Origin of the sequence: Dactylosporangium sp. NPDC000521 (genome assembly GCF_042898305.1) — a bacterium.
Lineage (GTDB): Bacteria > Actinomycetota > Actinomycetes > Mycobacteriales > Micromonosporaceae > Dactylosporangium.
This window is the reverse complement of sequence record NZ_JBIAYW010000001.1, coordinates 1,159,311-1,178,444: the sequence shown is the minus strand read 5'-3', so window position 1 is coordinate 1,178,444 and position 19,134 is coordinate 1,159,311. Positions and strand designations below refer to the sequence as shown.

At 72.9% G+C, this 19,134-nt stretch carries 15 protein-coding genes and 1 pseudogene; 8 read left to right on the top strand and 8 right to left on the bottom strand.

The window, feature by feature from the left end:
* Position 1: 1 nt before the first annotated feature.
* On the bottom strand, positions 2-1,540 hold the full coding sequence (locus ACFY3L_RS05695) for a pyridoxal phosphate-dependent decarboxylase family protein (RefSeq protein WP_389319053.1): 1,539 nt from the start codon (positions 1,538-1,540) through the stop codon (positions 2-4).
* A gap of 188 nt (positions 1,541-1,728) precedes the next feature.
* Between ACFY3L_RS05695 and ACFY3L_RS05690 the strand changes: the two genes are divergently transcribed.
* Positions 1,729-1,869, top strand: a complete 141-nt coding sequence (locus tag ACFY3L_RS05690; RefSeq protein WP_389319051.1) for a hypothetical protein — start codon at positions 1,729-1,731, stop codon at positions 1,867-1,869.
* Positions 1,870-1,874: 5 nt separating this feature from the next.
* Here ACFY3L_RS05690 and ACFY3L_RS05685 read toward each other — a convergent pair whose 3' ends face one another.
* The gene (locus ACFY3L_RS05685) at positions 1,875-4,817 is read right to left on the bottom strand and encodes a BTAD domain-containing putative transcriptional regulator (protein ID WP_389319050.1); all 2,943 of its coding nucleotides are present in this window, start codon (positions 4,815-4,817) and stop codon (positions 1,875-1,877) included.
* Between the two features lie 160 nt (positions 4,818-4,977).
* Positions 4,978-5,976: a DMT family transporter gene (locus tag ACFY3L_RS05680; protein ID WP_389319048.1), complete on the bottom strand. Its 999-nt coding sequence runs from the start codon at positions 5,974-5,976 to the stop codon at positions 4,978-4,980.
* Between the two features lie 69 nt (positions 5,977-6,045).
* Between ACFY3L_RS05680 and ACFY3L_RS05675 the strand changes: the two genes are divergently transcribed.
* Positions 6,046-6,591, top strand: coding sequence for a CGNR zinc finger domain-containing protein (locus ACFY3L_RS05675; RefSeq protein ID WP_389319046.1), 546 nt, complete (start codon positions 6,046-6,048; stop codon positions 6,589-6,591).
* A 209-nt stretch (positions 6,592-6,800) separates the two neighbouring features.
* On the opposite strand, the gene ACFY3L_RS05670 is transcribed toward ACFY3L_RS05675, so the two are convergent.
* Entirely contained in the window at positions 6,801-7,016 is a 216-nt protein-coding gene (locus ACFY3L_RS05670) for a hypothetical protein (RefSeq protein WP_389319044.1), read from the bottom strand.
* An 11-nt stretch (positions 7,017-7,027) separates the two neighbouring features.
* On the opposite strand from ACFY3L_RS05670, the gene ACFY3L_RS05665 reads away from it, so the two are divergent.
* Positions 7,028-8,398: a cellulose binding domain-containing protein gene (locus tag ACFY3L_RS05665; RefSeq protein ID WP_389319042.1), complete on the top strand. Its 1,371-nt coding sequence runs from the start codon at positions 7,028-7,030 to the stop codon at positions 8,396-8,398.
* Positions 8,399-8,547: 149 nt separating this feature from the next.
* Here ACFY3L_RS05665 and ACFY3L_RS05660 read toward each other — a convergent pair whose 3' ends face one another.
* Positions 8,548-9,645, bottom strand: a complete 1,098-nt coding sequence (locus tag ACFY3L_RS05660) for a cellulose binding domain-containing protein (RefSeq protein WP_389319041.1) — start codon at positions 9,643-9,645, stop codon at positions 8,548-8,550.
* Between the two features lie 455 nt (positions 9,646-10,100).
* On the opposite strand from ACFY3L_RS05660, the gene ACFY3L_RS05655 reads away from it, so the two are divergent.
* Positions 10,101-10,916, top strand: coding sequence for a hypothetical protein (locus ACFY3L_RS05655; RefSeq protein WP_389319039.1), 816 nt, complete (start codon positions 10,101-10,103; stop codon positions 10,914-10,916).
* 199 nt (positions 10,917-11,115) lie between these two features.
* Here ACFY3L_RS05655 and ACFY3L_RS05650 read toward each other — a convergent pair whose 3' ends face one another.
* Positions 11,116-11,595 carry a hypothetical protein gene (locus ACFY3L_RS05650; protein WP_389319037.1) on the bottom strand — a complete coding sequence of 160 codons (480 nt, stop codon included), beginning with the start codon at positions 11,593-11,595 and terminating at the stop codon, positions 11,116-11,118.
* A 146-nt stretch (positions 11,596-11,741) separates the two neighbouring features.
* On the opposite strand from ACFY3L_RS05650, the pseudogene ACFY3L_RS05645 reads away from it, so the two are divergent.
* Both ACFY3L_RS05645 and ACFY3L_RS05640 read left to right on the top strand, forming a co-directional pair.
* A pseudogene (locus ACFY3L_RS05645) lies at positions 11,742-12,056 on the top strand (amidohydrolase family protein); the annotation flags it as partial.
* 536 nt (positions 12,057-12,592) lie between these two features.
* A complete protein-coding gene (locus ACFY3L_RS05640) occupies positions 12,593-13,201 on the top strand; it encodes an amidohydrolase family protein (protein ID WP_389319035.1) in 609 nt (202 codons plus the stop codon).
* A gap of 33 nt (positions 13,202-13,234) precedes the next feature.
* Here the strand turns inward: ACFY3L_RS05640 and ACFY3L_RS05635 are convergent, their stop codons facing one another.
* A complete protein-coding gene (locus ACFY3L_RS05635) occupies positions 13,235-13,789 on the bottom strand; it encodes a TetR/AcrR family transcriptional regulator (protein ID WP_389319033.1) in 555 nt (184 codons plus the stop codon).
* Between the two features lie 104 nt (positions 13,790-13,893).
* Between ACFY3L_RS05635 and ACFY3L_RS05630 the strand changes: the two genes are divergently transcribed.
* Both ACFY3L_RS05630 and ACFY3L_RS05625 read left to right on the top strand, forming a co-directional pair.
* Positions 13,894-14,451 carry a hypothetical protein gene (locus tag ACFY3L_RS05630; RefSeq protein WP_389319031.1) on the top strand — a complete coding sequence of 186 codons (558 nt, stop codon included), beginning with the start codon at positions 13,894-13,896 and terminating at the stop codon, positions 14,449-14,451.
* A gap of 1 nt (position 14,452) precedes the next feature.
* Entirely contained in the window at positions 14,453-15,874 is a 1,422-nt protein-coding gene (locus tag ACFY3L_RS05625; protein ID WP_389319029.1) for a dihydrolipoyl dehydrogenase family protein, read from the top strand.
* A gap of 62 nt (positions 15,875-15,936) precedes the next feature.
* Here ACFY3L_RS05625 and ACFY3L_RS05620 read toward each other — a convergent pair whose 3' ends face one another.
* Complete coding sequence (locus ACFY3L_RS05620) at positions 15,937-18,942, bottom strand: TIM-barrel domain-containing protein (protein ID WP_389319027.1); 3,006 nt, start codon at positions 18,940-18,942, stop codon at positions 15,937-15,939.
* Positions 18,943-19,134 lie beyond the last annotated feature (192 nt).

Sequence of the window (19,134 nt, the reverse complement as noted above, 5' to 3'; positions counted from 1 at the left end):
GTCACGCTCCCTCGCGGTCGACACGCTCGTCGGCGACGGCGACGATGCCGGCCAGGATCTGGTCGATCTCCTGCGGCGTCGTGGCCGGGTTCAGCACCATGATCTTGAGGAACACGGGCTGGCCGCCGTCGGCGCGGCGGACCCTGGTACGGGCCAGCAGTACCACCCCACGGTCCATCAGCTCCCGGCGCAGCGCACCGTTGAAGGCGTCGAGCCGGGCGTCGTCGTCCACGCCGGCCGGCAGGTACCGGAACAGCACGGTGCTCAACGACGGCTCGGCGGCCAGCTCCAGCCGCGGGTGCGCGGCGACCCGGCCGGCGGCGTGCCGGGCGAGCTCGTGGCAGCCCTCGACCATCTCGGCCATGCCGGCGCGGCCCAGGGCGCCCATCGTCACGGCGATCCGGAACGCTTCGGCGCGGCGGGTCGCCTGCACCGACTGCCCGTACAGGCCGATGTAGCCGGCGGCCTTGTCGTCGTCGGCGTTCAGCGTCGTGGTCGTCTGCCCGGACAGCGGCGCCAGGTGCGCCGCGTCGGACACCAGGAAGACGCCCGAGGTCGCCGGGGTCCAGCCGAACTTGTGCAGGTCCAGCGTCACCGAGTCGGCCCGCTCGATGCCGGCCAGGCGCCCCCGCAGTCGCGGCGAGAACAGGGCACCGCCGCCGTAGGCCGCGTCGGCGTGCAGCCACACGCCCCACCGCCCGCACACGTCGGCCAGCGCTGGCAGGTCGTCGACCCAGCCCTGGTCGGTGGAGCCGACGCAGGCGATCGCCGCGACCGGCACGGCGTCGTCGGGCAGGTTCTCCAGCGTCCGCTGCAGCTGCGCCGGGTCGAGCCGGCCGAGCGCGTCGCTGGGCACCCGCACGATCGCCTGCTCGCCGATGCCGGTGATCCCGACCGCCTTGCCGATGGAGAAGTGGGTCGCGTCGGTGGCCAGCACGACCGGCCGGCGGCCCGCCCCGCCGAGCCCGTCGAAGAACGGCACCGTGCCGCACTCGCGGCGCATGACGCTGTCCCGGGCGGCGAGGACCGCCATCAGGTTGGAGATGCTGCCACCGGCGGTGATCGTGCCCCCGGCCGCCGGGCCGTAGCCAACGACGTCGCAGAGGTTGCGGATGACGTGCCGCTCCAGCTCCAGCGCCCACGGCCCGGCCTCCCAGGCGTGCAGGGACTGGTTGAGCACGCCGAGGACGAGCTCGGCCGCCGCGGCGACCGGGGTCGGCGGGCACTGCATACGGGCCAGCGCGGCGGGGTGGCTGATGTCGACGGACCAGGTCGCGAACTCGCGCACGAACCGGCGGAACGTCTCGACCGGGTCGGCGGGCTCCTCGGGCAGCAGCGGCCCGGCGAGCAGCCGCGCCGCGGCCTCCCGTACGGCCGCCGGTCCACCCGCGGTGACGGGGCCCGGCCTTGCGCCGGTCACCTCCCGCAAAGTGTCGAGGGCCACCCCGGTAAGCACCTCGACCAGCTGCAGCCCCTCGACGCTCCCGGCGGGCGGGAGCTGTGCCGTCGTGCGGCGGGCGGGCTGTTCGACGATCGTCATCTGCCATCTCCTCGCGTCGGCTGTCGTTCGTGTCGTCGCAAGGAGGTTCTGCCCGCGCCCTATCCGGGCGGTTATCCGGCCGCTATCCGGCGGGGCGGCACGCCGGCGAAGGCGCGGCGAAAGCGAAACGATAGCGGCGTGGGTAGAACCGGGGCGACCGCAGTCCGCACCACGTGAGGAGAGCCCTGATGTTCCGTCGGTGCATCGTGACCGTCGCCGCGCTGCTCGCCGTCTTCCCGGCCGCCGCCGTCGCGCGTGGCACCGCCCAGAACCGGGCGGAGACCGGTTGGGGCAGTCCGGCCGTTGCCGCGGTCGGTGACCTGCGGTAGCCGGTTCAGGGGGCGTCGTCGTGCAGGTCGCGCAGGGTCTGCGCGGCCCGCGCGTGCCAGCCCCGGGCGCCGAGTTTGTCGAAGATTCCCAGCGCCGCGGCCAGCTGCGCGGCGGACTCGGCGGGGTCGCGGTCGGGGAGCCGGGCCAGCTCGAACAGCGCCTGCCCCTCCACGACCGGCTCGGCGACCCGCTGGGCGACCAGCACCGCCCGCTGCAGCGTCGTGCGGGCCCGCGCGGTCCGTCCGGCCCTGGCGTGCACCGTGCCGAGCCCGTGCAGGGCGTGCGCCTCGCCGGTCCGGTCGGCGGCGCTGCGGACCAGGTGCAGGACCTGTTCGAAGGCCCCGGCGGCCCGGTCCAGGTCGCCGGTGTCCAGGTAGACCTCGCCGACGCGGTGCAGCACCTGCGCCTCGACGCGGCGGACCCCGACGGAGCGGCAGATGCGCAGCGCCTCCTCGACCAGCTCCCTGGCCTCGTCCGGGGCGCCCTGGCTGAGCCTGACCCGGGCCAGGTTGGACAGCACGTGCGCCTCCGCGACCAGGTCCCCGGCCTGCCGCAGGGCCGCCAGCGCCGCCCTGTAGCCGTCCAGGGCCGCTGGTGCGTCGCCGCGCAGCCGGTCCAGATAGGCGAGGTTGCGCCGGACCAGCGCGGCGGCGTGCGGGTCGTCAACGCTGTCGAGCAGCCGCAGCGCCTGGCGCAGCTTCGGCTCGGCCCGCTCTGGGCAGCGCAGGAACATGTGCATGGTGCCGAGGGAATGCAGCGTGACCCCCTCGCCGCGGCGGTCGCCGGCCCGGCGGGCGGTCCGCAGGGCGATGTCGGCGGTCTCGGCCCAGTCGTCGTAGTACGCCCGTGTCTCGAACAGCGTCACCAGCGTGAACGCGAGGTCCCAGCAGTGTTCGGTGAGGCCCGCGTCGCCGGCAAGGCGCACGGCGGCGACGAGGTTGAGCCGCTCCAGCTCGAGCCACTCCATCGGGCGGGCCAGCATCGGCCCGGTCACCGGGTCGGGCAGCGGCCAGCGTGGCGCGGTGCCGTGCACGATGGTGAAGTCGCCGCCGTACTCGCGGCGGTGCGCCAGCTCCGCGGCGGTGAGCCAGGCCGCGACGAGCCGCCGTACGAGCTCGTCGCGCACGCCGTCGGGCTCCTCGCTTTTCAGAAGTTCGCGGGCGAAGGCGCGCACCAGGTCGTGGAAGCGGTACCGGACGGCGCCGGTCGTCTCGTCGGCGTGCGCCTCCAGCAGGCGGACGTCCACCAGTCGCTCCAGTGAGTCCTCGACGGCGTCGTGCCCGGCCTCCAACAGCGGCATCGCGATCCAGGCGGGGAAGTCGTCGCCGGGCAGCACGCTCAGGCGGCGCAGCAGCCGCCGGGTCTCCGGCGGCAGGCTGTCATAGCTCAGCCGCAGCGTGCCGCGGACGCAGAGGTCCCGGTGCACGAGCTCGTCGAGCAGCTGCGTCTCGTCCCGTAGCCGGCTGACCAGCCGCTCGACCCGCCAGTGCGGCCGGGACGCCAGCCGGGCGCCGGCGATCCGCAGCGCCAGCGGCAGATGCCCGCACAGCGCGGCGAGCTCGTCGGCCTCGTCGGGCTCGGCGAGGACGCGCGGGCCGACGATGCGGTACAGCAGCGACGCGCTCTGCCGGCCGGACAGCACCTGCACGTCGAACTGGTGCGAGCCGGGCAGCGCCGTCAGCCGCACCCGGGACGTGACGATCGCCGCGGAGCCGGGCGCGTTGACCAGCAGCGGCAGCACCTGTGTCTCGTCGGCGGCGTTGTCCAGCAGCATCAGCACCCGCCGGCCGGCGAGCAGGCTGCGGAAGAGGGCGACGCGTTCGCTGACGCTCTCCGGGATGGCCGTGCCGCTGGTGCCCAGCGCTCGCAGGAACTGCGCCAGGACCTCCGGCACCCGCTCCTGGCCGTGCCGCCCGCCGAGGTTGGCGTACAGCTGCCCGTCGGGGAACTGCGCGGCGAGGCCGTGCGCGGCGTGCACCGCGACGCTGGTCTTGCCGACGCCGCCGGGTCCGCTGATCGCCACCACCGGTGAGCTGCCCGGCTGCTGCGGGTCGTCGCGGCGTGCCGTCAGCGCCGCCTGGATCTCCTCGACGAGCTTCTCGCGGCCGGTGAAGTCGGCGACGTCCATCGGCAGCTGCCGCGGCGGCCCTGGCGACCCGGCGGGCATCCGCAGCGCCGTGGCCGGCCCGGCAGTCGCCGGCAGGTCCAGCGCCGGGTCCTGGGTGAGGATCGCCCGCTCCAGCCGCTGCAGCTCCGGCCCGGGTTCGGCGCCGAGCCTCTCAACCAGCAGCTGCCGGGCCCGCCGGTACACCTGCAGCGCCTCGGCCTGACGGTCACACCGGTACAGTGCGAGCATGAGATGAGCGTGGATGCGCTCCCGCAGCGGGTGCACCACCGCCAGCCGCTCCAGCTCGCTGAGCAGCTCCTCGTGCCGGCCCGTGGCCAGCTCCAGCCGGATGCGCTCCTCGACCGCGGTGTCGCGGGCCTCCTCCAGCTGCCGCCGCCACGCCTCGGCCGGGTCGCCCGGGATGCCGGGCAGTGCCGGGCCGAACCACATGGCCTCCGCGGCGCGCAGCTGCTCCAGCGCCTCCTCGGTGAACCCTTCGCGGGCCAGCCGGCGACCCTCGTCCACGAACAACCCGAACCGGTGGGCGTCGATCTCCTCCGGCGCCATCCGCAGCAGGTACCCGCCGGTGCGGGTGAGCACGGCCGACTCGCGCCCGGCCTCGGCGAGCGTCCGGCGCAGCTGAGAGACGCAGATCTGGATCTGTGACCGGGCCGTGGGCGGCGGCTCGGGCCACACCGCCTCGATGAGGTCGGCCACCGGCACGACGAGACCGCTGTTGACCGCCAGGCAGGCCAGCACCGTGCCGGTGCGGGCGCTGGAGATGGCCCATCGCCGGCCGTCGTGCACGACCTCCATCGGCCCCAGCACCCGCAGCTCCATCGGACTCCAACTTCCGGCTCCCGAGCGTCGTCGACGGCGGCTTCACCGCAACGATATCGAAGCATAACTATCAGTAGCCGGAGTCGCACCATCCGGGACCGCCGATTCGCGGTGGGCGGGGGACCTTTCCGTCAAAGGCAACACGCCGGTAATGGCACGGTCATCTGGCGCGGCCGGGGTCGTCCTCCGGGTGCTCCCGCAGGTGCTGCAGGGCGATGACGGCACCGACCAGCACCACGCCGCCGGCGATCTGCGTCGCGGTCAGCCGCTGGCTCAGCCACCACCAGGCGAGCACCGCGCTGAACACCGGCTCCAGGGAGATGTTCACGGTGCCGGCCTGCGCGCCGACCCGCGCCGTGCCCCACGCGTACAGCAGGAACGGCACCAACGTGCCCAACACCCCGACGAACACGATCCCCGGCCACTGCTCACCGTGCCGGGTGATGCCGGGCGCGCCGCCCGGCGCCAGCACCGCCAGCCACACCACGCTGGACACCGCGAACGCGTACACGTTGGCGCGCAGCGCGCCGTGCGCGCGCGTCGCGCGGCTGCCGAGCACCGAGAACGCCGCGACGCCCGCCGCCGTGGCCAGGCCGAAGCCGATGCCGGGCAGGTCCAGATTCCCCCATGACGTCTCCGGCAGGCGCACGACCAGCGCCACACCGAGCAGCGCCGCGCCGAGCCCGAGGGCGAGCGGCACGCTCATCCGCCGCCGGCCGAGCAGGATCAGCCAGCCCACCACGATGGCCGGGGCCAGGTTCTGCAGCACCATCGCCACCGCGACCGGAAGGTGCTGGATCGCGAGGAACAGGCAGCCGTTGGCCGCCGCCACCGACACCCCGAACCCGACGATCACGGCCCACCCGGCCCGCTCGCGCGTCGCCGGCCGGTCCTGCCGGTCTCGCCGGTGGGTGGCGCGGCCGGCGGCGACCAGCAGCGCCAGCCCGGCGAGGGTGATGAACGTGCGGGTCGCGACGAGCTCGAGCGGGTCGACGCCGGCGTCGAAGAGGCGGCTGGCGACGGTCCCGCCGAACCCCCACAGCGCCGCCGCCGCGACCACCGCCGCGTAGCCCGCCAGCCGGCCCTGTCCGCGCCCCGGCTCGGACCCGCGCGCCGGCGCGACCGTGACCGGAGGGCTCGATGAGGTCTGCGCTGCCATGGCGTCACTCCGTCCACACCTCGATGATGTAACCTGTAAACGAGTTTACCGGTTACCGAAGGCGGCGCAATGAAACCACAGGAGGCACCCGGAGCCCTGGAGACCGTGCGGTCCTTCGCCAACACGCTCGACCTGGAGCACGGCACCGACCAGCTCGCCGACGCCGCGGGCCTCGCCGCGTGGTGCGCCCGGCACCTGCCGGAGGTGTTTCCGCCGGCCCTGGTCGAGGCCGTCGCGCTGCGCACAGCGCTGCGGAGCGCGATCGACGGCGACCCGGCCGCCCTGGACGCGATCGCCGCCGCCCAGCCACTTCGGCTGCGCCTCGACGGCTCGTCCGCGCGGCTCACGGCCGGGGAAGACGCCACCGACCCGCTCGCCGCCCGGCTGCTGGCGGTCGTGGCGGTCGCCGCGCTCGACGGCACCTGGGAGCGGCTGAAGCTGTGCCCGGCCGAGGACTGCCGCTGGGCCTTCTACGACCACGCCCGCAACCGCAAGGGCGTCTGGTGCCAGATGTCGGAGTGCGGCAACCGGCGCAAGGTCCGCGACTTCCGCGCCCGCCGCGCCGCCGACGAGGCCCGGCTCGGCGGAGCCGTCGCGGATCCCGACGCCAGGTGATGGCGCGTCAGCCGAGCAGCACCGCCGCCAGCTGCCTGACCACGAACCGCCGCAGCCGTTTCCCATGAACCATCACAGCGACCTCCATCCTCGGGTGCGCCGATCACACCACCGCGGCGCACCCGGAGACAGAGTTCTCACGGACACGGTGACCGATACAGCCGGCGATACACGAGGCGCCGGCACCAGTGCGGCTGCGATGGCCGCCTTCAGGGGCGCACGGTGCCGCTCGCCCCGGGTGAGCCGCCGGCGTGCGGGTAGAGCACCAGGTCGCGGTCGTCCTGCATTGACAGCGTGGCGGCGCCGCGTCCGCTGGTGCCGGACGCCCGCAGCGGCCGGCCGGCGTGTGGAAGTTTCGCCCGCGCATCGAGGTCAACGCGGCGCGCGGGCCGGCCACCGTTGACGGCCGGCCGCGGGCGGCGCAAGCGTTGCCGCCATGACGAAGAGGCTCGCGGTCCTGGGCGCCGCCGGCGCGTGCGCCGCCCTGCTCGTGGTGTACCTGCAGCTGCCTTCTGCCGAGGCGACCGTGCCGCCACCGGCCGCGCCGGTGACCGGCAACGCGACCTACTTCGACGGGCTCGGCTCGCCGTACGGCGGCTGCGGGCTGCCGCAGGCTGAGCTGGAGACGCAGGACTTCGTCGCACTCAACGTGTTCGACACCCCCGGCGACGGCAGCTACAACACCCGTCCGGTGCCGCCGGCCATGGCCGACAAGATGGGCGTGTGGGACAACGGCCGCAACTGCGGGCGCTGGGTCCAGGTGAAGATCGCCGACTACTGCACCGGCACCAACGACGGCGCGCTCGGCCAGCCGTTCTGCCGCAACGGATCGTGGACGTCGGACGCGTACAACGGCGGCGTGCTGAACATGCTGGTCGCGGACAGCTGCGCCGACACGAACGCCTGGTGCCGCGACGACCCGTACCACCTGGACCTGTCCAAGGCGTCGCTGAACCGGTTCTCGAAGAACGGCTCCACGCTCGGCGACCTGTACCCGAACCACTGGAACAACCGGCACGTCGACTGGAACTTCATCCCGGCGCCCGCGTACTCCGGCGACATCCAGATCGGCTTCCTCAGCGGCGCGCAGCGCTGGTGGCCGGCGATCGCCGTGTCCCGCCTGCCCAACGGCGTCCACGGCGTCGAGTACTACGCCGACGGCGCCTGGCGGGCCGCGCAGCCCAACCGCGACATGGGGCAGTCGTTCGTGATCGGCGGCACCACCTCCGGCGGCACGCAGTTCCGGATCCGGGTCACGGACGCGGCGGACGCACTGGTGTTCGGCGGCCGCGAGTACAGCTTCTCCTTGCCGGACGCGTGCTCCGCCCAGTGCGGTCCCGCGTACACCAGGGCCACCTACACCACGACCGGCGCTTCGCCGTCGGTCTCCGTCTCGCCGTCCAGGTCCGCTTCGCCGTCGGTCTCGGTCTCCCCGTCGAGGTCTGTGTCGGGGTCTGTTTCGCCGTCGGCCTCGCGGTCGCCTTCCGCGTCGGCGTCCGCGTCTGCGGGTGGCTGCACCGCGACCGTCACCGTCACCGGCTCGTGGGACGGCGGCTACCAGGCCGAGGTGACCGTCCGCAACACCGGCGGCACCGCGTCGACCGGCTGGACGACGGCGCTCACGTTCGCCGGCACCCAACGCGTCGCCAGCTCCTGGAACGCCGTCACGACCCAGTCCGGCACCCGGGTGACCGCGACGAACCAGCCCTACAACGCGGTCATCCCACCCGCCGGCACCACCAGCTGGGGCATGGTCGTCACCGGCCAGAACCAGCCCGTGTCCGCCGTCACCTGCACGCTCAGGTAGCCAGTCCCCGCACAACGCCGCGAACCCGGCGGTGATGACCGCGTCGCAGGACGCGGCGGGCCAGTCACGGAATCACCCGGACGACGTGCACGTCCGGCAACCCGGACGCCGCGGAACCCCCGTGCTCGAGGGATCCGCGGCGTCACGGGTCAGCTCAGGAAGCCGCCGTACGGGCCGGCGAGAATGGCGTTCTTCTGGGCCTGGCTGAAGTGCGTGTTCGGGTAGTCGTAGAACGACGCGGACATGGGCGTGCCGTCCGTGGAGCTGGAGTCCGGCAGGCCGAAGCCGTGGCCGAGCTCGTGGACCATCCCGCCGTACCAGCGGTTCATCGGGCCGTTGCGGCCGGCGCCGCCGTCGGCGTCGTGGCCGGAGAGCAGGACCCAGCCGGGGCTGGCGCCGCCGCCGGACTTGCCGGCGTCCTCGGCGCTGATCTCGCCGACGATCAGCCAGCGGCTGTCAGGGTTGGCGAGGCTGTACCGGCGCCGCAGCTCGGCCTGCATGTTGAAGACGACGCACCAGTAGCGGTCGCCGTTCGGGTCGCAGTTGGTGTTGATGTACCAGTTGGTGTCGTGCTCGCCGTTGACCGTCTCGACGACGGTGGCGTTGAGGGCGAACGTCTTGCCGAGCTCCTGGCGGTAGTAGCGCTGCGCCTCGCGCATCACGGTCGCGATGCCGTCCGGGTAGCGCTGGTCGAACGCGACGTCGGTCGGCTTGAGCCAGAACACCCGCACCGTCTTCGTGCCCGGTGTGCCGGGGTTTCCGGGTGTACCGGAGGCGCTCGGCGATGGTGACGCCGACCTGGTGGGCGAGGCGCTCGCCGTCGGCCCGGCGGTGCCGGTGCACAGCACGTTGTTGAGCCGGAACGTGGTGGGCACCGGGTTCGTGCCGCTCCAGGTGCCGTTGAAGCCGAACGACGTGCTTGCGCCGGTGCCGAGCGCGCCGTTGTAGCCGGCGTTCACCGCCGAGACGCCGGTGCCGCTCTGCGTCACGGTCGCGTTCCAGGCCTGCGTGACGCTCTGGCCGGGGGCGAAGCTCCACGTCAGCGTCCAGCCGTTGATCGGGTCGCCGAGATTGGTGACCGCTACGTTGGCCCCGAACCCGCCCTGCCACTGCGAGCTGATCGTGTACGTCACCCGGCAGCCGGCGACGGCCGCCCCCGCCGACGTGGTGGCGACCGACGCGCCGCCCGCGACGAGGCAGGCCGTGGTGGCGACGAGCACGAGGCCCCGGTTCCGTTGAAGCCGCATCACATCCCCTTTCATCGATTCGATGCCCGCCACGGTGCACCCCGAAAACCTTTTCGGCAAGGTGGGGGAGCGAATCCGCGGGAAACCCGGCGAAACTTTCATGGGACTCGGCCCGGCTGCCGGACGCGCGGGCGACCGGCGCCGGTGCCTCGGTGCCACGCCACGCGTGACCGACTATTCCGTCCGAGCAATTCTGCCGGCCGGGTCATCACGTGCTGAATGGGTGATCGGAGTAGCACGCGAATTGCAATGCAATTGCGGGCGCATTGAAGCATCCGACTGTCCCAGGCGGACAGGGACAACCGTCCCGATTTGTGTCCCGTCCCTGGTCCTGGGTGGTAGGGCCTCTCCCCAGTTCGTGCCACGGTCGGCTGCGAATTGAATCGGCGGCGGCGTCCAATTTCTACATTCCTTTCGTCATCACCGAGATGACCTCGTGCAGAGGAGAATTAGCTGTGAAACGACGAATTCTTCAGGTCGGCGCCGTCGCGCTGGCCGGTTTGTTCAGCGCGATCGTCTTACCGTCCAGCCCGGCCAGCGCCGGGGCGAATTGCAACGTCCCGGTGCCACCGCCGGCGTGCGGTGGTGACGGCGGCGGTGACGGCGACCCGGTGGTGCGGGACATCCCCGTGCACGGCACGCTCGACACGGCCACGTATGTCGGCAATGCCGTGCGGGTCACCGGCTGGGGCATCGACCGGGACAGCGGCAGCGCGCCGCTCGTCGTCGACATCTACATCGACGGCGTGTGGAAGCAGACCCTCAGCGCCAACACGTACCGCCCGGACGTCGCCGCCGCGTACCCGGCCTACGGCTCCTACCGCGGCTTCGACGCCAACGTCCCGGCCGGCCTCGGCACCCACCAGGTGTGCGCGTGGGCGATCAGCGTCGTCCCCGCCGGCGCCGTGAACCCCGGCAACCCGCAGCTGGGCTGCAGGACGTACACCGCCACCCTCGCCGCCCCGACCGACGTGCGCACCATCTCCAGGACGGACGACGGCACCACGGTGATCGGCTTCAAGGACAACTCGGTGGAGGAGACCTCCTTCCGGGTCGTCATCACCCGGCAGTACTGGGAGCAGTACACCGACCCCCGCTGGGGCCAGATGTACCGCCCCTACTACGTCGACCGGCAGTTCACCGTGCCGGCGCAGGCAGGCACCGCCGAGGTGACCGCCACGACCGTGACCAGCGGCTCGGACTGCCGCACCACGGTGTACGCCGTCTCCGGCTCCGTCCAGAGCGCCCCGGCCGTCAAGGGCTGGTGCTGACACCGGCCGTCGTCACGTGAACGAACGGCCCGGACCCGCCGGAGGAATCACCTCCGGCGGGTCTCCCGTTCATGACCGGTCCCCGGCGCCGTGCTCCGCGATGCGCGGCCAGACACACGACCCGGCGGCGGTAGCCTCCGGTGGTGACGACGTCAGTCGATGACTACACCGCGACGTTGCCCCGGAAGCGGGAAGGGCGTCACATGGTGGCCAGGGCGACCGCGAAGACGCCCGCGGCGGCGGTGAGCAGCGCGCCGAGGGTGCCGCCCAGGACCAGCAGCGCCGGCCTGGTCCGCAGCCACAGGCGCAGGACGAGGTACACGCCGGCGGCGCCGATCAGCGCCATGACGGCCAGGTACGACACGAACAGGAAGCTCGCGCCGATCAGCAGGCCGCCGGCGGCCGCGGCGACCGGCGCGCGGCGGGTGCCGAGGTCGCGGACGAGGGTGATGTGGAGGACGGCGCCGGCGAACAGGGCAGCGACGATGACCGTGCCCGGCAGCCAGACGCGGGCGAGGCCCAGCATGAGCGCGAAGGCCGCGGCGACGCCGGCGGTCGTGGCGGCACCTTCGAGCAGGGCCCGGCGGGCGCCGGCGGGGCGCAGCCGGACGACGGTCGCGACCCCACCGGCGTACGCGGCGATCAGGGCGATCAATGCGATGAGCGCGAAGTCCACCATGCCGCCGACGCTACCGGCCGGGCGAGGCGGAACGGGTGCCCGAGATGGGCGGATGTCGTGAAGATCGTCCGCCGGTACGAATGGCGCCGGGAGGAGTTGTCGGCGGTTACCAACCTCGATGACCCCTGCCGCCCTAGGGTGGGGCCATGACCGAGATCGTGATCCGTGGCGGCCGCGTCATCGACCCGGGCGCGGGGACGGACGACGTCCGCGACCTGCTCGTGCGCGACGGCTCGATCGCCGACCCTGCCACCGTGAGCGAGCGCGCCGTCGTCGTGGACGCGACCGGCCTGATCGTCGGGCCGGGCTTCGTCGACGTGCACAGCCACGTCAACACGATCGCGGGGCAGCGCCTGCAGGCGTTCGACGGCGTGACCACGGCCCTGGACCTCGAGGTGGGGCTGATGCCGGTGGCCGCCGCGCTCCAGCGGGCCGCCGAGGAGGGGCGGCCGCTGAACTACGGGTACTCCGCGTCGTGGGCGGCGGCCCGGGGGCTGGTGCTGGCCGGGGTCGAGCCGGTGCCGGACCTGGCGGCCGTGCTGGCGCTGATGGGCAACGAGCACTGGCAGGCGTCGTCGTCGCCGGTACAGCGCAGCCGCTGGCTGGACCTGCTGTCCGGCGAGCTCGCCGACGGTGCGCTGGGCATCGGGGTGCCGATCGGGTACACGCCGCGGGCCGAGCCCGGCGAGTTCCTGCACGTCGCCCGGCTCGCCGGTGCCAACGGGGTGCCCGTCTTCGCGCACGTGCGGAACCTGATCGAGGCCGACCCCGACGTGCTGGTCGACGGCGCGGACGAGGTGACCGCGGCCGCCGCGGAGACCGGCGTCGCGATGCACTACTGCCACGTCAACAGCACCTCCGGCCGGCACGTGGAGCGGGCCCTCACCACCATCCACGCGGCGGTCTCGGCGGGTTCGCGGGTCACGTACGAGGCTACCCGTACGGCACCGCGTGCACGGGCATCGGTGCGGCGTTCCTCGCCCCCGAACGGCTGCACGTGTGGGGACTCGAGCCCCACAACCTGGTGCTCCTGCCGTCCGGGGAACGGATCGCCGACGCCGCCCGGCTGCGGGAGGTCAGGGCCGCCACGCCCGGCGCGCTCTGCCTCATCGAGATCCTCGACGAGGCGGATCCCGCGGACCGGGCGGTGCTGGAGGGCACGTTCGCCGACCCGGGCACGATCGTGGCCAGCGACGCGCTGCCGGTGTCGTTCGACGACGGCACCCGCGACACGCGGCAGTGGCCGCTGCCGGCGGGCGGGGCGACCCACCCGCGCACCGCCGGCACGTTCGCCAAGGCGCTGCGGCGGTTCGTGCGGGAGACCGGGAGCTGGGACTGGCCGGAGGCGTTCCGGCGCTGCTCGTACCTTCCGGCCCGGCTGCTCGACGCGCACGCGCCGGCCGCCCGGCGCAAGGGGCATCTGGGCGTCGGCGCGGACGCCGACATCGTCGTGCTGGACCCGGACCGCGTCACGGACCAGGCGACGGTGCTCGCCTCGACGGCACCGTCGCACGGCGTCCGGCACCTGCTGGTCAACGGTGAGCCCGTCATCCGCGACGGCGAGCTGCTCCTCGACGCGTACCCGGGGCGGGCGCTGCGCTCATGAACCACCCCGCCGGACCGGCAAGGTCCGGCACGCTCAGGACGTGTGCGCCCGGATGAGGTCGTCGACGCCGCGGAGGAAGGTGTCGCAGATCAGCGCGCGGTCGGACAGGCAGCCGGCCGCCATGGCGCCGTCGCGGAGCATGACGAATCGCCGGGCGGGAGGGTCGCTGCCCATCAGGGCGGTGACCGTGTCGAGGAACCACTGCCGGTGTGCCAGCACGGCCTGGTGCACGGGGTGGCCAGGGTCCGGGTACTCGGCCGCGGCGTTCAGGAAGGCGCAGCCGCGGAAGCCGTCTGACTGGATGCCCGCGGCGATCGACGCCGCGACGGCGCGGAGCGCGTCGGGTGCCGGGAGGCCGGCGCTCAGGGCCGCGTCCACCTGGCCCCGGATCTCCTGGTCGGCCGCCTGCAGGTAGGCGAGGACGAGATCCTCCTTGCCGGGGAAGTGCCGGTAGAACGTGGCCCGGGTCACCTTCGCCTCGCTGATGATCCGGTCGACGCCGACCGAGTGGATGCCTTCCCGGTAGAAGATCCCGGCCGCGGTGACCAGGAGCCGCTGCCGTGCCTCGGAGACTCCGCCCAGTGCCATGGGTCCATCTTAGAGATAGAACGTTCGGTCTTGACAGGCCTTCGCGAAGGCTGCACGCTGAGCGAGACAGAACGTTCGTTCTCCCTTGGGAAGAAGGAAGCTCCATGACCACCCTCACCGCGCCCGGCATCTCGACGACGGCGTCCGCCCTGCGGAGGCTGTACTTCGTCCGCTTCGCGTTCGCCATCGTCTGGGCCCTCGTGATGTTCACGACCGCTGACCACCTCGGCCCGCTCGCCAGGACGCTGCTGGTGCTCTACCCGCTGTTCGACGTGGCCGCGGCCGTCGTCGACGCCCGCGCCACCCGCGCCACCGGCTCGCCGGCGCTGCTCTACGTGAACGTCGCCGTCAGCCTGCTCGCCGCCGCCGGCCTGGTCTTCGCCGGCGCGGACGGCATCCCGGCGGTCCTGCGCGTCTGGGGTGTGTGGGCGGTCGTGGCCGGGCTCGTCCAGCTGATCGTGGGCGTCACCCGCCGCCGGATGGGCGGCCAATGGCCGATGATCATCAGCGGTGGCATCTCCGTGCTGGCCGGCGGCTCGTTCGTCGCCGGTGCCGCCGCGGACGACCCGGTGCTGACCAACGCCATCGGGTACGCCATCCCCGGTGCCGTCTTCTTCCTCATCTCCGCCATCCGCCTCGGCCGCGCCGCGAAGGCGAGCTGACATGGCTGACACCACGTTTGACGTCGTCGTCATCGGTGCCGGGCCGGTCGGGGAGAACGTCGCCGACCGGGTCGTGCGGGGCGGCCTGACCGCCGCCGTCGTCGAGCGGGAGCTGGTCGGCGGCGAGTGCTCGTACTGGGCCTGCATGCCGACCAAGGCGTTGCTGCGCAGCGGGACCGCGCTCCGGGCGGCCCGGCGCCTGGCCGGCGCGCGCGAGGCGGTGACCGGCGGCCTCGACGCGGCCGCCGTCCTGCGCCGCCGCGACGCGTTCGCCTCGAACTGGAAGGACGACGGGCAGGTCGCCTGGCTCGAGTCGGCCGGGATCGCGCTGTACCGCGGACAAGGGCGGATCAGCGAGGATCGGGTCGTCGAGGTGGCCGGCCCGGACGGCACCACGACCAGGCTCACCGCCCGGCACGCGGTCGTCGTCGCGACCGGCAGCGGCGCGCTGGTCCCCGACCTCGCCGGTCTGCGCGAGGCGGCGCCCTGGACGAGCCGGGAGGCGGCCGCGGCGAGCGAGATTCCCGGCCGGCTCGCCGTCATCGGCGGTGGCGTGGTCGCCGTGGAGATGGCGACGGCGTTCGCGAGCCTCGGGTCCGTCGTGACGGTGCTCGCCCGTGACGGGGTCCTGCCGGCGGCCGAGCCGTTCGCCGGCGAGCTGGTGACGGCGTCGTTGCGGGAGGTCGGCGCGTCGGTCCGGATCGGTGCCGAGGCGGCGTCGGTGCACCGCGGTGCCGACGGCACGGTGCGCGTCACCCTGACCGACGGGGAGCGGGTCGACGCCGACGAGCTCCTGGTCGCCGTCGGCCGCACGCCGAACACGCAGGACATCGGCCTCGACCGGATCGGACTGAAGCCCGGTGGCTGGCTGACCGTCGACGACACGCTGCGGGTGGAAGGGGCGGGCGGCTGGCTGTACGCCGCCGGTGACGTCAACCACCGCGCGCTGCTGACCCACCAGGGCAAGTACCAGGCCCGCGCGGTCGGCGACGTCATCGTGGCCCGCGCCAAGGGCGAGACCGTCGAGGACGCCCGGTGGGGCCGGCATGTCGCCACGGCTGACGAGCGGGCCGTGCCGCAGGTCGTCTTCACCGACCCGGAGGTCGCGTCGGTGGGCCTGACCGCGGCCGCCGCCACGGCCGCCGGCCTGCGGATCCGGGTCGTCGACCACGACCTGGCCGCCGTCGCGGGATCGGCGCTGCACGCCGACGGCTACGAGGGGCGGGCGCGGATGGTCGTCGACGAGGACCGGCAGGTGATCGCCGGCATCACGGTCGTCGGCCCGGACGTCGCTGAGCTGTTGCACGCCGCGACGGTCGCGGTCGTCGGTGAGGTGCCGCTGGACCGGCTGTGGCACGCCGTCCCCGCGTTCCCGACCGTCAGCGAGGTGTGGCTGCGCCTGCTCGAGACGTACGGCCGCTGAACGATCCGCCCGCCCTGTGTCCGGCGGACCGTGACGGGTCCGCCGGACACAGGGGTCGCGGCTCAGGTGATGGTCAGGCTGTCGATGTTCGCCCCGTTGGCGCCGGTCGTGGTCGCCCGGACGGTGACCTGGCTGCCGGCGGGCAGGGACGCGGTGAACGAGGTGGTGCTCCAGGTGTCCCAGGAGCCGGTCGGGTTGAACGCCAGGGCGCCGTTCACGACTGTGCCGTTGACCGAGATGGCGAGGGGTCGGTTGGCGGTGCCGCCGTGGGCGTACCGGAACGTCAGCGTCCTGGTGCCCGCGGTGGGCACGTTGACGGTCCACTGGACGTAGGCGCCGCTGGCCGACGTGTCGGCGAAGTCGACGAAGCCCGTCCCGGTGTAGTCCGCGTGGCGGGTGTCGATGACGGCGCCGCTGAGCAGGGCCCGTTCCGCCGGGTACGCGGTGCCGCCCGTGACGGCCGGGAAGGCCGCGCCGCTCGGCTCGACCGTGGCCGCCACGCCGCCGCCGGTGATGACCGGGATCGACGCGGTGACGACCGACAGGATCTTCCGGGCGGAGTCCCACACCGTGCCGCCGCCGCTGGTGATCGCCGTCGCCTCGGTGCTGCAGGACGGCAGGGTGGCACCGCCGTTGACCCGCATGCCGACCGGAGCGGTCAGGCCGTGGACGCGCACGATGTAGCGGCGCGTGGTGGGTGCGCCGTCGTACGTGCCCTGCGGGTGCCTGATGACGGTCCTGGTCGCGGCGTCGGTCCAGGTCAGGGTGGTGACGCTCCTGGCGCCGGAGACGCGGTGCGCCTCGGTGACGCCGTCGTCCTCCACCAGGTTGAACGTGCCGTCCGCGCCGGCGTACACCTCCATCTCCAGCTGCCGCTTGTTCAGGTAGGCGGTGCTCTGCGCGTACTGGTACTTCGGCAGGATCGCGCCCGCCTTCACGAAGAGGATGATCTCGCCGGTGTACGTGACGTAGGGCAGGTCGGCGGCGTCGGTGCCGACGTGCCTGATGTCGGCCCAGAAGTTGTACCAGGTGGCGCCGGCGGGCAGCCACACGTTCTGGGTCGCCCCGCCGTCCTGCGTCACCGGCGCGACGAGCAGCGACGGCCCCCACATGTACTGCAGGTCGTGCGAGTAGGCGTTCGGCCGGTTCTGGTAGTCGATGACCATCGCCCGGGCCATCGGCATCCCGGTGGTGCTCGCCTCGTGGGCGATGCTGTAGATGTACGGCAGCAGCGTGTACCGCAGCTCCCCGTACTTGCGGAAGTCCGCCTGGATGACCGCGCTCTGGTCGAGCGGCCAGCGGGAGGCGACCGCCCCCTGCGACGTGGTGCTGGCCCCGCTGTGCGGCCGCCAGATCGGCGACAGGCTCGACCAGGCGGCCGTCCAGTTGCGGTAGAACGGCTCGGGGATCAGGCCGCCGGTCTGGCCGTGGAAGCCGCCGCCGTCGATGTTGGAGAAGGGGAAGCCGCCCAGCCCGCCGACCAGCATCCCCCGGATCTGCTGGCGCATCTCGTCGTAGGTGGAGGCGATGTCGCCGGTCCAGTAGTGGCCGTAGCGCTGCTGCCCGGCCGACGCGCCGCGGCTCCACGTCCAGGGGCGCTTCGCGGTGCCGATGTGGCCGGCCGCCTGCGGGTCCCAGCCCTCCTCGCCGACGCCCTTGTGCAGGTAGAAGAAGTACGCGTTGCGCAGCTCCGACCACTTCTTGCCGCTCGCGGAGTCGGCGTTGAACGGGATCGGGCCCAGCTCGTCGGTCTCGTCGAGCCACAGCCCGTCGCCGGGGAAGTGCAGCGCCGGGTTCAGGGCCTTGGTCCAGAAGACGTTCCACACCCAGGCGCGGGTCGCGGGGTTGGTCCAGTCGGGCACCGAGCCGCTGTCGGCCACCCCGGTGAGGTCTGCTGCCTTGAAGCTGTAGCCGGGCGGCGGACCGCCGACCCAGCCGGCCATGAGGTTGGAGTTGTTGCGGTTGTAGTCCAGCGTCATCGTGACGCCGTTCTCGGCTGCCCACGCCTGGTATCCGGCGGGGTCCGGCCATCGTGTGGGGCTGAACTCGAACCACGAGCCGCCCCACGCGCCGGTGCCGTTGCGCCAGCGGTTGTCGTTGACGTGGTGGTCGAACGGGTAGCCGGCGTTGCGGTGCTGGGTGATCTTCGTCCGCCACCAGTTCTGGTCGCTGACGTCGGGGAAGTTCTTGTCCGACATGTGCAGCCCGAAGATGGCCAGCTGCGGCAGGCGCGGCCGTCCGGTCAGCTGGGTGTAGCGGTCAAGCAGCTTCGCGAACTCCGGGCCGTTGATGAGGAAGTAGTCCAGCTGCGGCCGCACGCCGGCGGTGTTGTGGTCGTCGGCGGAGAACGCGTAGTCCCTGGCGGTGCCGTTGGCGAAGGCGAAGGTGGTGTCGAAGGTCGTGTTGAAGAAGACGCCGTAGCCCTTGGTGGACAGGTACAGCGGCACGATCGCGGGAGCCTGGTCGGAGCGGACGGTGCCGTAGTTGTGCGACACGACGTCGCCGGTGCGGTCGACCCTGGGGGAGCGCCCGTACAGCCCGTGCCCCGCCTTGACGAAGTGCTCGTCGGCGGGCGGCGGGACGAAGGCCTCGGTGACGACGCTGTTGTTGGTGCCGCCCCAGGTGATGCTGCGGGTCGCGTCCTCCTTCGCCAGCAGCGCCCCGGTGCCGCGGTGGTAGAACTCCAGCCGCAGCGGGTTCTTCTGCAGCACGATCCGGATGCCGTCCGCCGCGCCGGTGACGATGGTCAGGCTGGTGCCGGCGTCGGTGACGGTCAGGGTGCCGCCCATGCCCGCGTGGTTGACGGGCACCACCATCTCGTAGCGGGTGTCGGCGAAGAACGTCTCCCCGCTGCGGATCGCACGGACCCGGACGATCTGGTTGCCGTACGCGGTGATCCGCAACCGCTGTCCCGTGGTGCTGGTGACGGTGACGCTGCGGGCGTCGGTCAGGTGGGACGCGTAGTTGCCGAGCTGTTCCCCGACGGCCGCGACGGCCCGGCCCGGCCCGGCGGCGACGGCGCCGATCGACAGCCCGGCGGCCAGGCCGAGCACGTTCCTTCTCTTCATCGCATCGACTCTCCTCGACAGGTGCGGGCGAATCCGTTGCGCTTGTGACGGTGGGGTGTGCGCAACAGCGCGCGCGGCGAATTGGGTCTCCGGGCGGGTTGGCGGTTGGAGCGCACCGGAAACGGTTCCCACAGTGGTCCGCCGCAGTGAGTTCTGTCAATACCTTGCAATAGACCGATTTCACATCGATGG

What these genes read in the sequence shown, in the direction of transcription:
- ACFY3L_RS05695 (WP_389319053.1), bottom strand. Translation starts at nt 1,540, where the DNA reads ATGACGATCGTCGAACAGCCCGCCCGCCGCACGACGGCACAGCTCCCG.
- ACFY3L_RS05690 (WP_389319051.1), top strand. Translation starts at nt 1,729, where the DNA reads ATGTTCCGTCGGTGCATCGTGACCGTCGCCGCGCTGCTCGCCGTCTTC.
- ACFY3L_RS05685 (WP_389319050.1), bottom strand. Translation starts at nt 4,817, where the DNA reads ATGGAGCTGCGGGTGCTGGGGCCGATGGAGGTCGTGCACGACGGCCGG.
- ACFY3L_RS05680 (WP_389319048.1), bottom strand. Translation starts at nt 5,976, where the DNA reads ATGGCAGCGCAGACCTCATCGAGCCCTCCGGTCACGGTCGCGCCGGCG.
- ACFY3L_RS05675 (WP_389319046.1), top strand. Translation starts at nt 6,046, where the DNA reads ATGAAACCACAGGAGGCACCCGGAGCCCTGGAGACCGTGCGGTCCTTC.
- ACFY3L_RS05665 (WP_389319042.1), top strand. Translation starts at nt 7,028, where the DNA reads ATGACGAAGAGGCTCGCGGTCCTGGGCGCCGCCGGCGCGTGCGCCGCC.
- ACFY3L_RS05660 (WP_389319041.1), bottom strand. Translation starts at nt 9,645, where the DNA reads ATGCGGCTTCAACGGAACCGGGGCCTCGTGCTCGTCGCCACCACGGCC.
- ACFY3L_RS05650 (WP_389319037.1), bottom strand. Translation starts at nt 11,595, where the DNA reads ATGGTGGACTTCGCGCTCATCGCATTGATCGCCCTGATCGCCGCGTAC.
- ACFY3L_RS05635 (WP_389319033.1), bottom strand. Translation starts at nt 13,789, where the DNA reads ATGGCACTGGGCGGAGTCTCCGAGGCACGGCAGCGGCTCCTGGTCACC.
- ACFY3L_RS05630 (WP_389319031.1), top strand. Translation starts at nt 13,894, where the DNA reads ATGACCACCCTCACCGCGCCCGGCATCTCGACGACGGCGTCCGCCCTG.
- ACFY3L_RS05625 (WP_389319029.1), top strand. Translation starts at nt 14,453, where the DNA reads ATGGCTGACACCACGTTTGACGTCGTCGTCATCGGTGCCGGGCCGGTC.
- ACFY3L_RS05620 (WP_389319027.1), bottom strand. Translation starts at nt 18,942, where the DNA reads ATGAAGAGAAGGAACGTGCTCGGCCTGGCCGCCGGGCTGTCGATCGGC.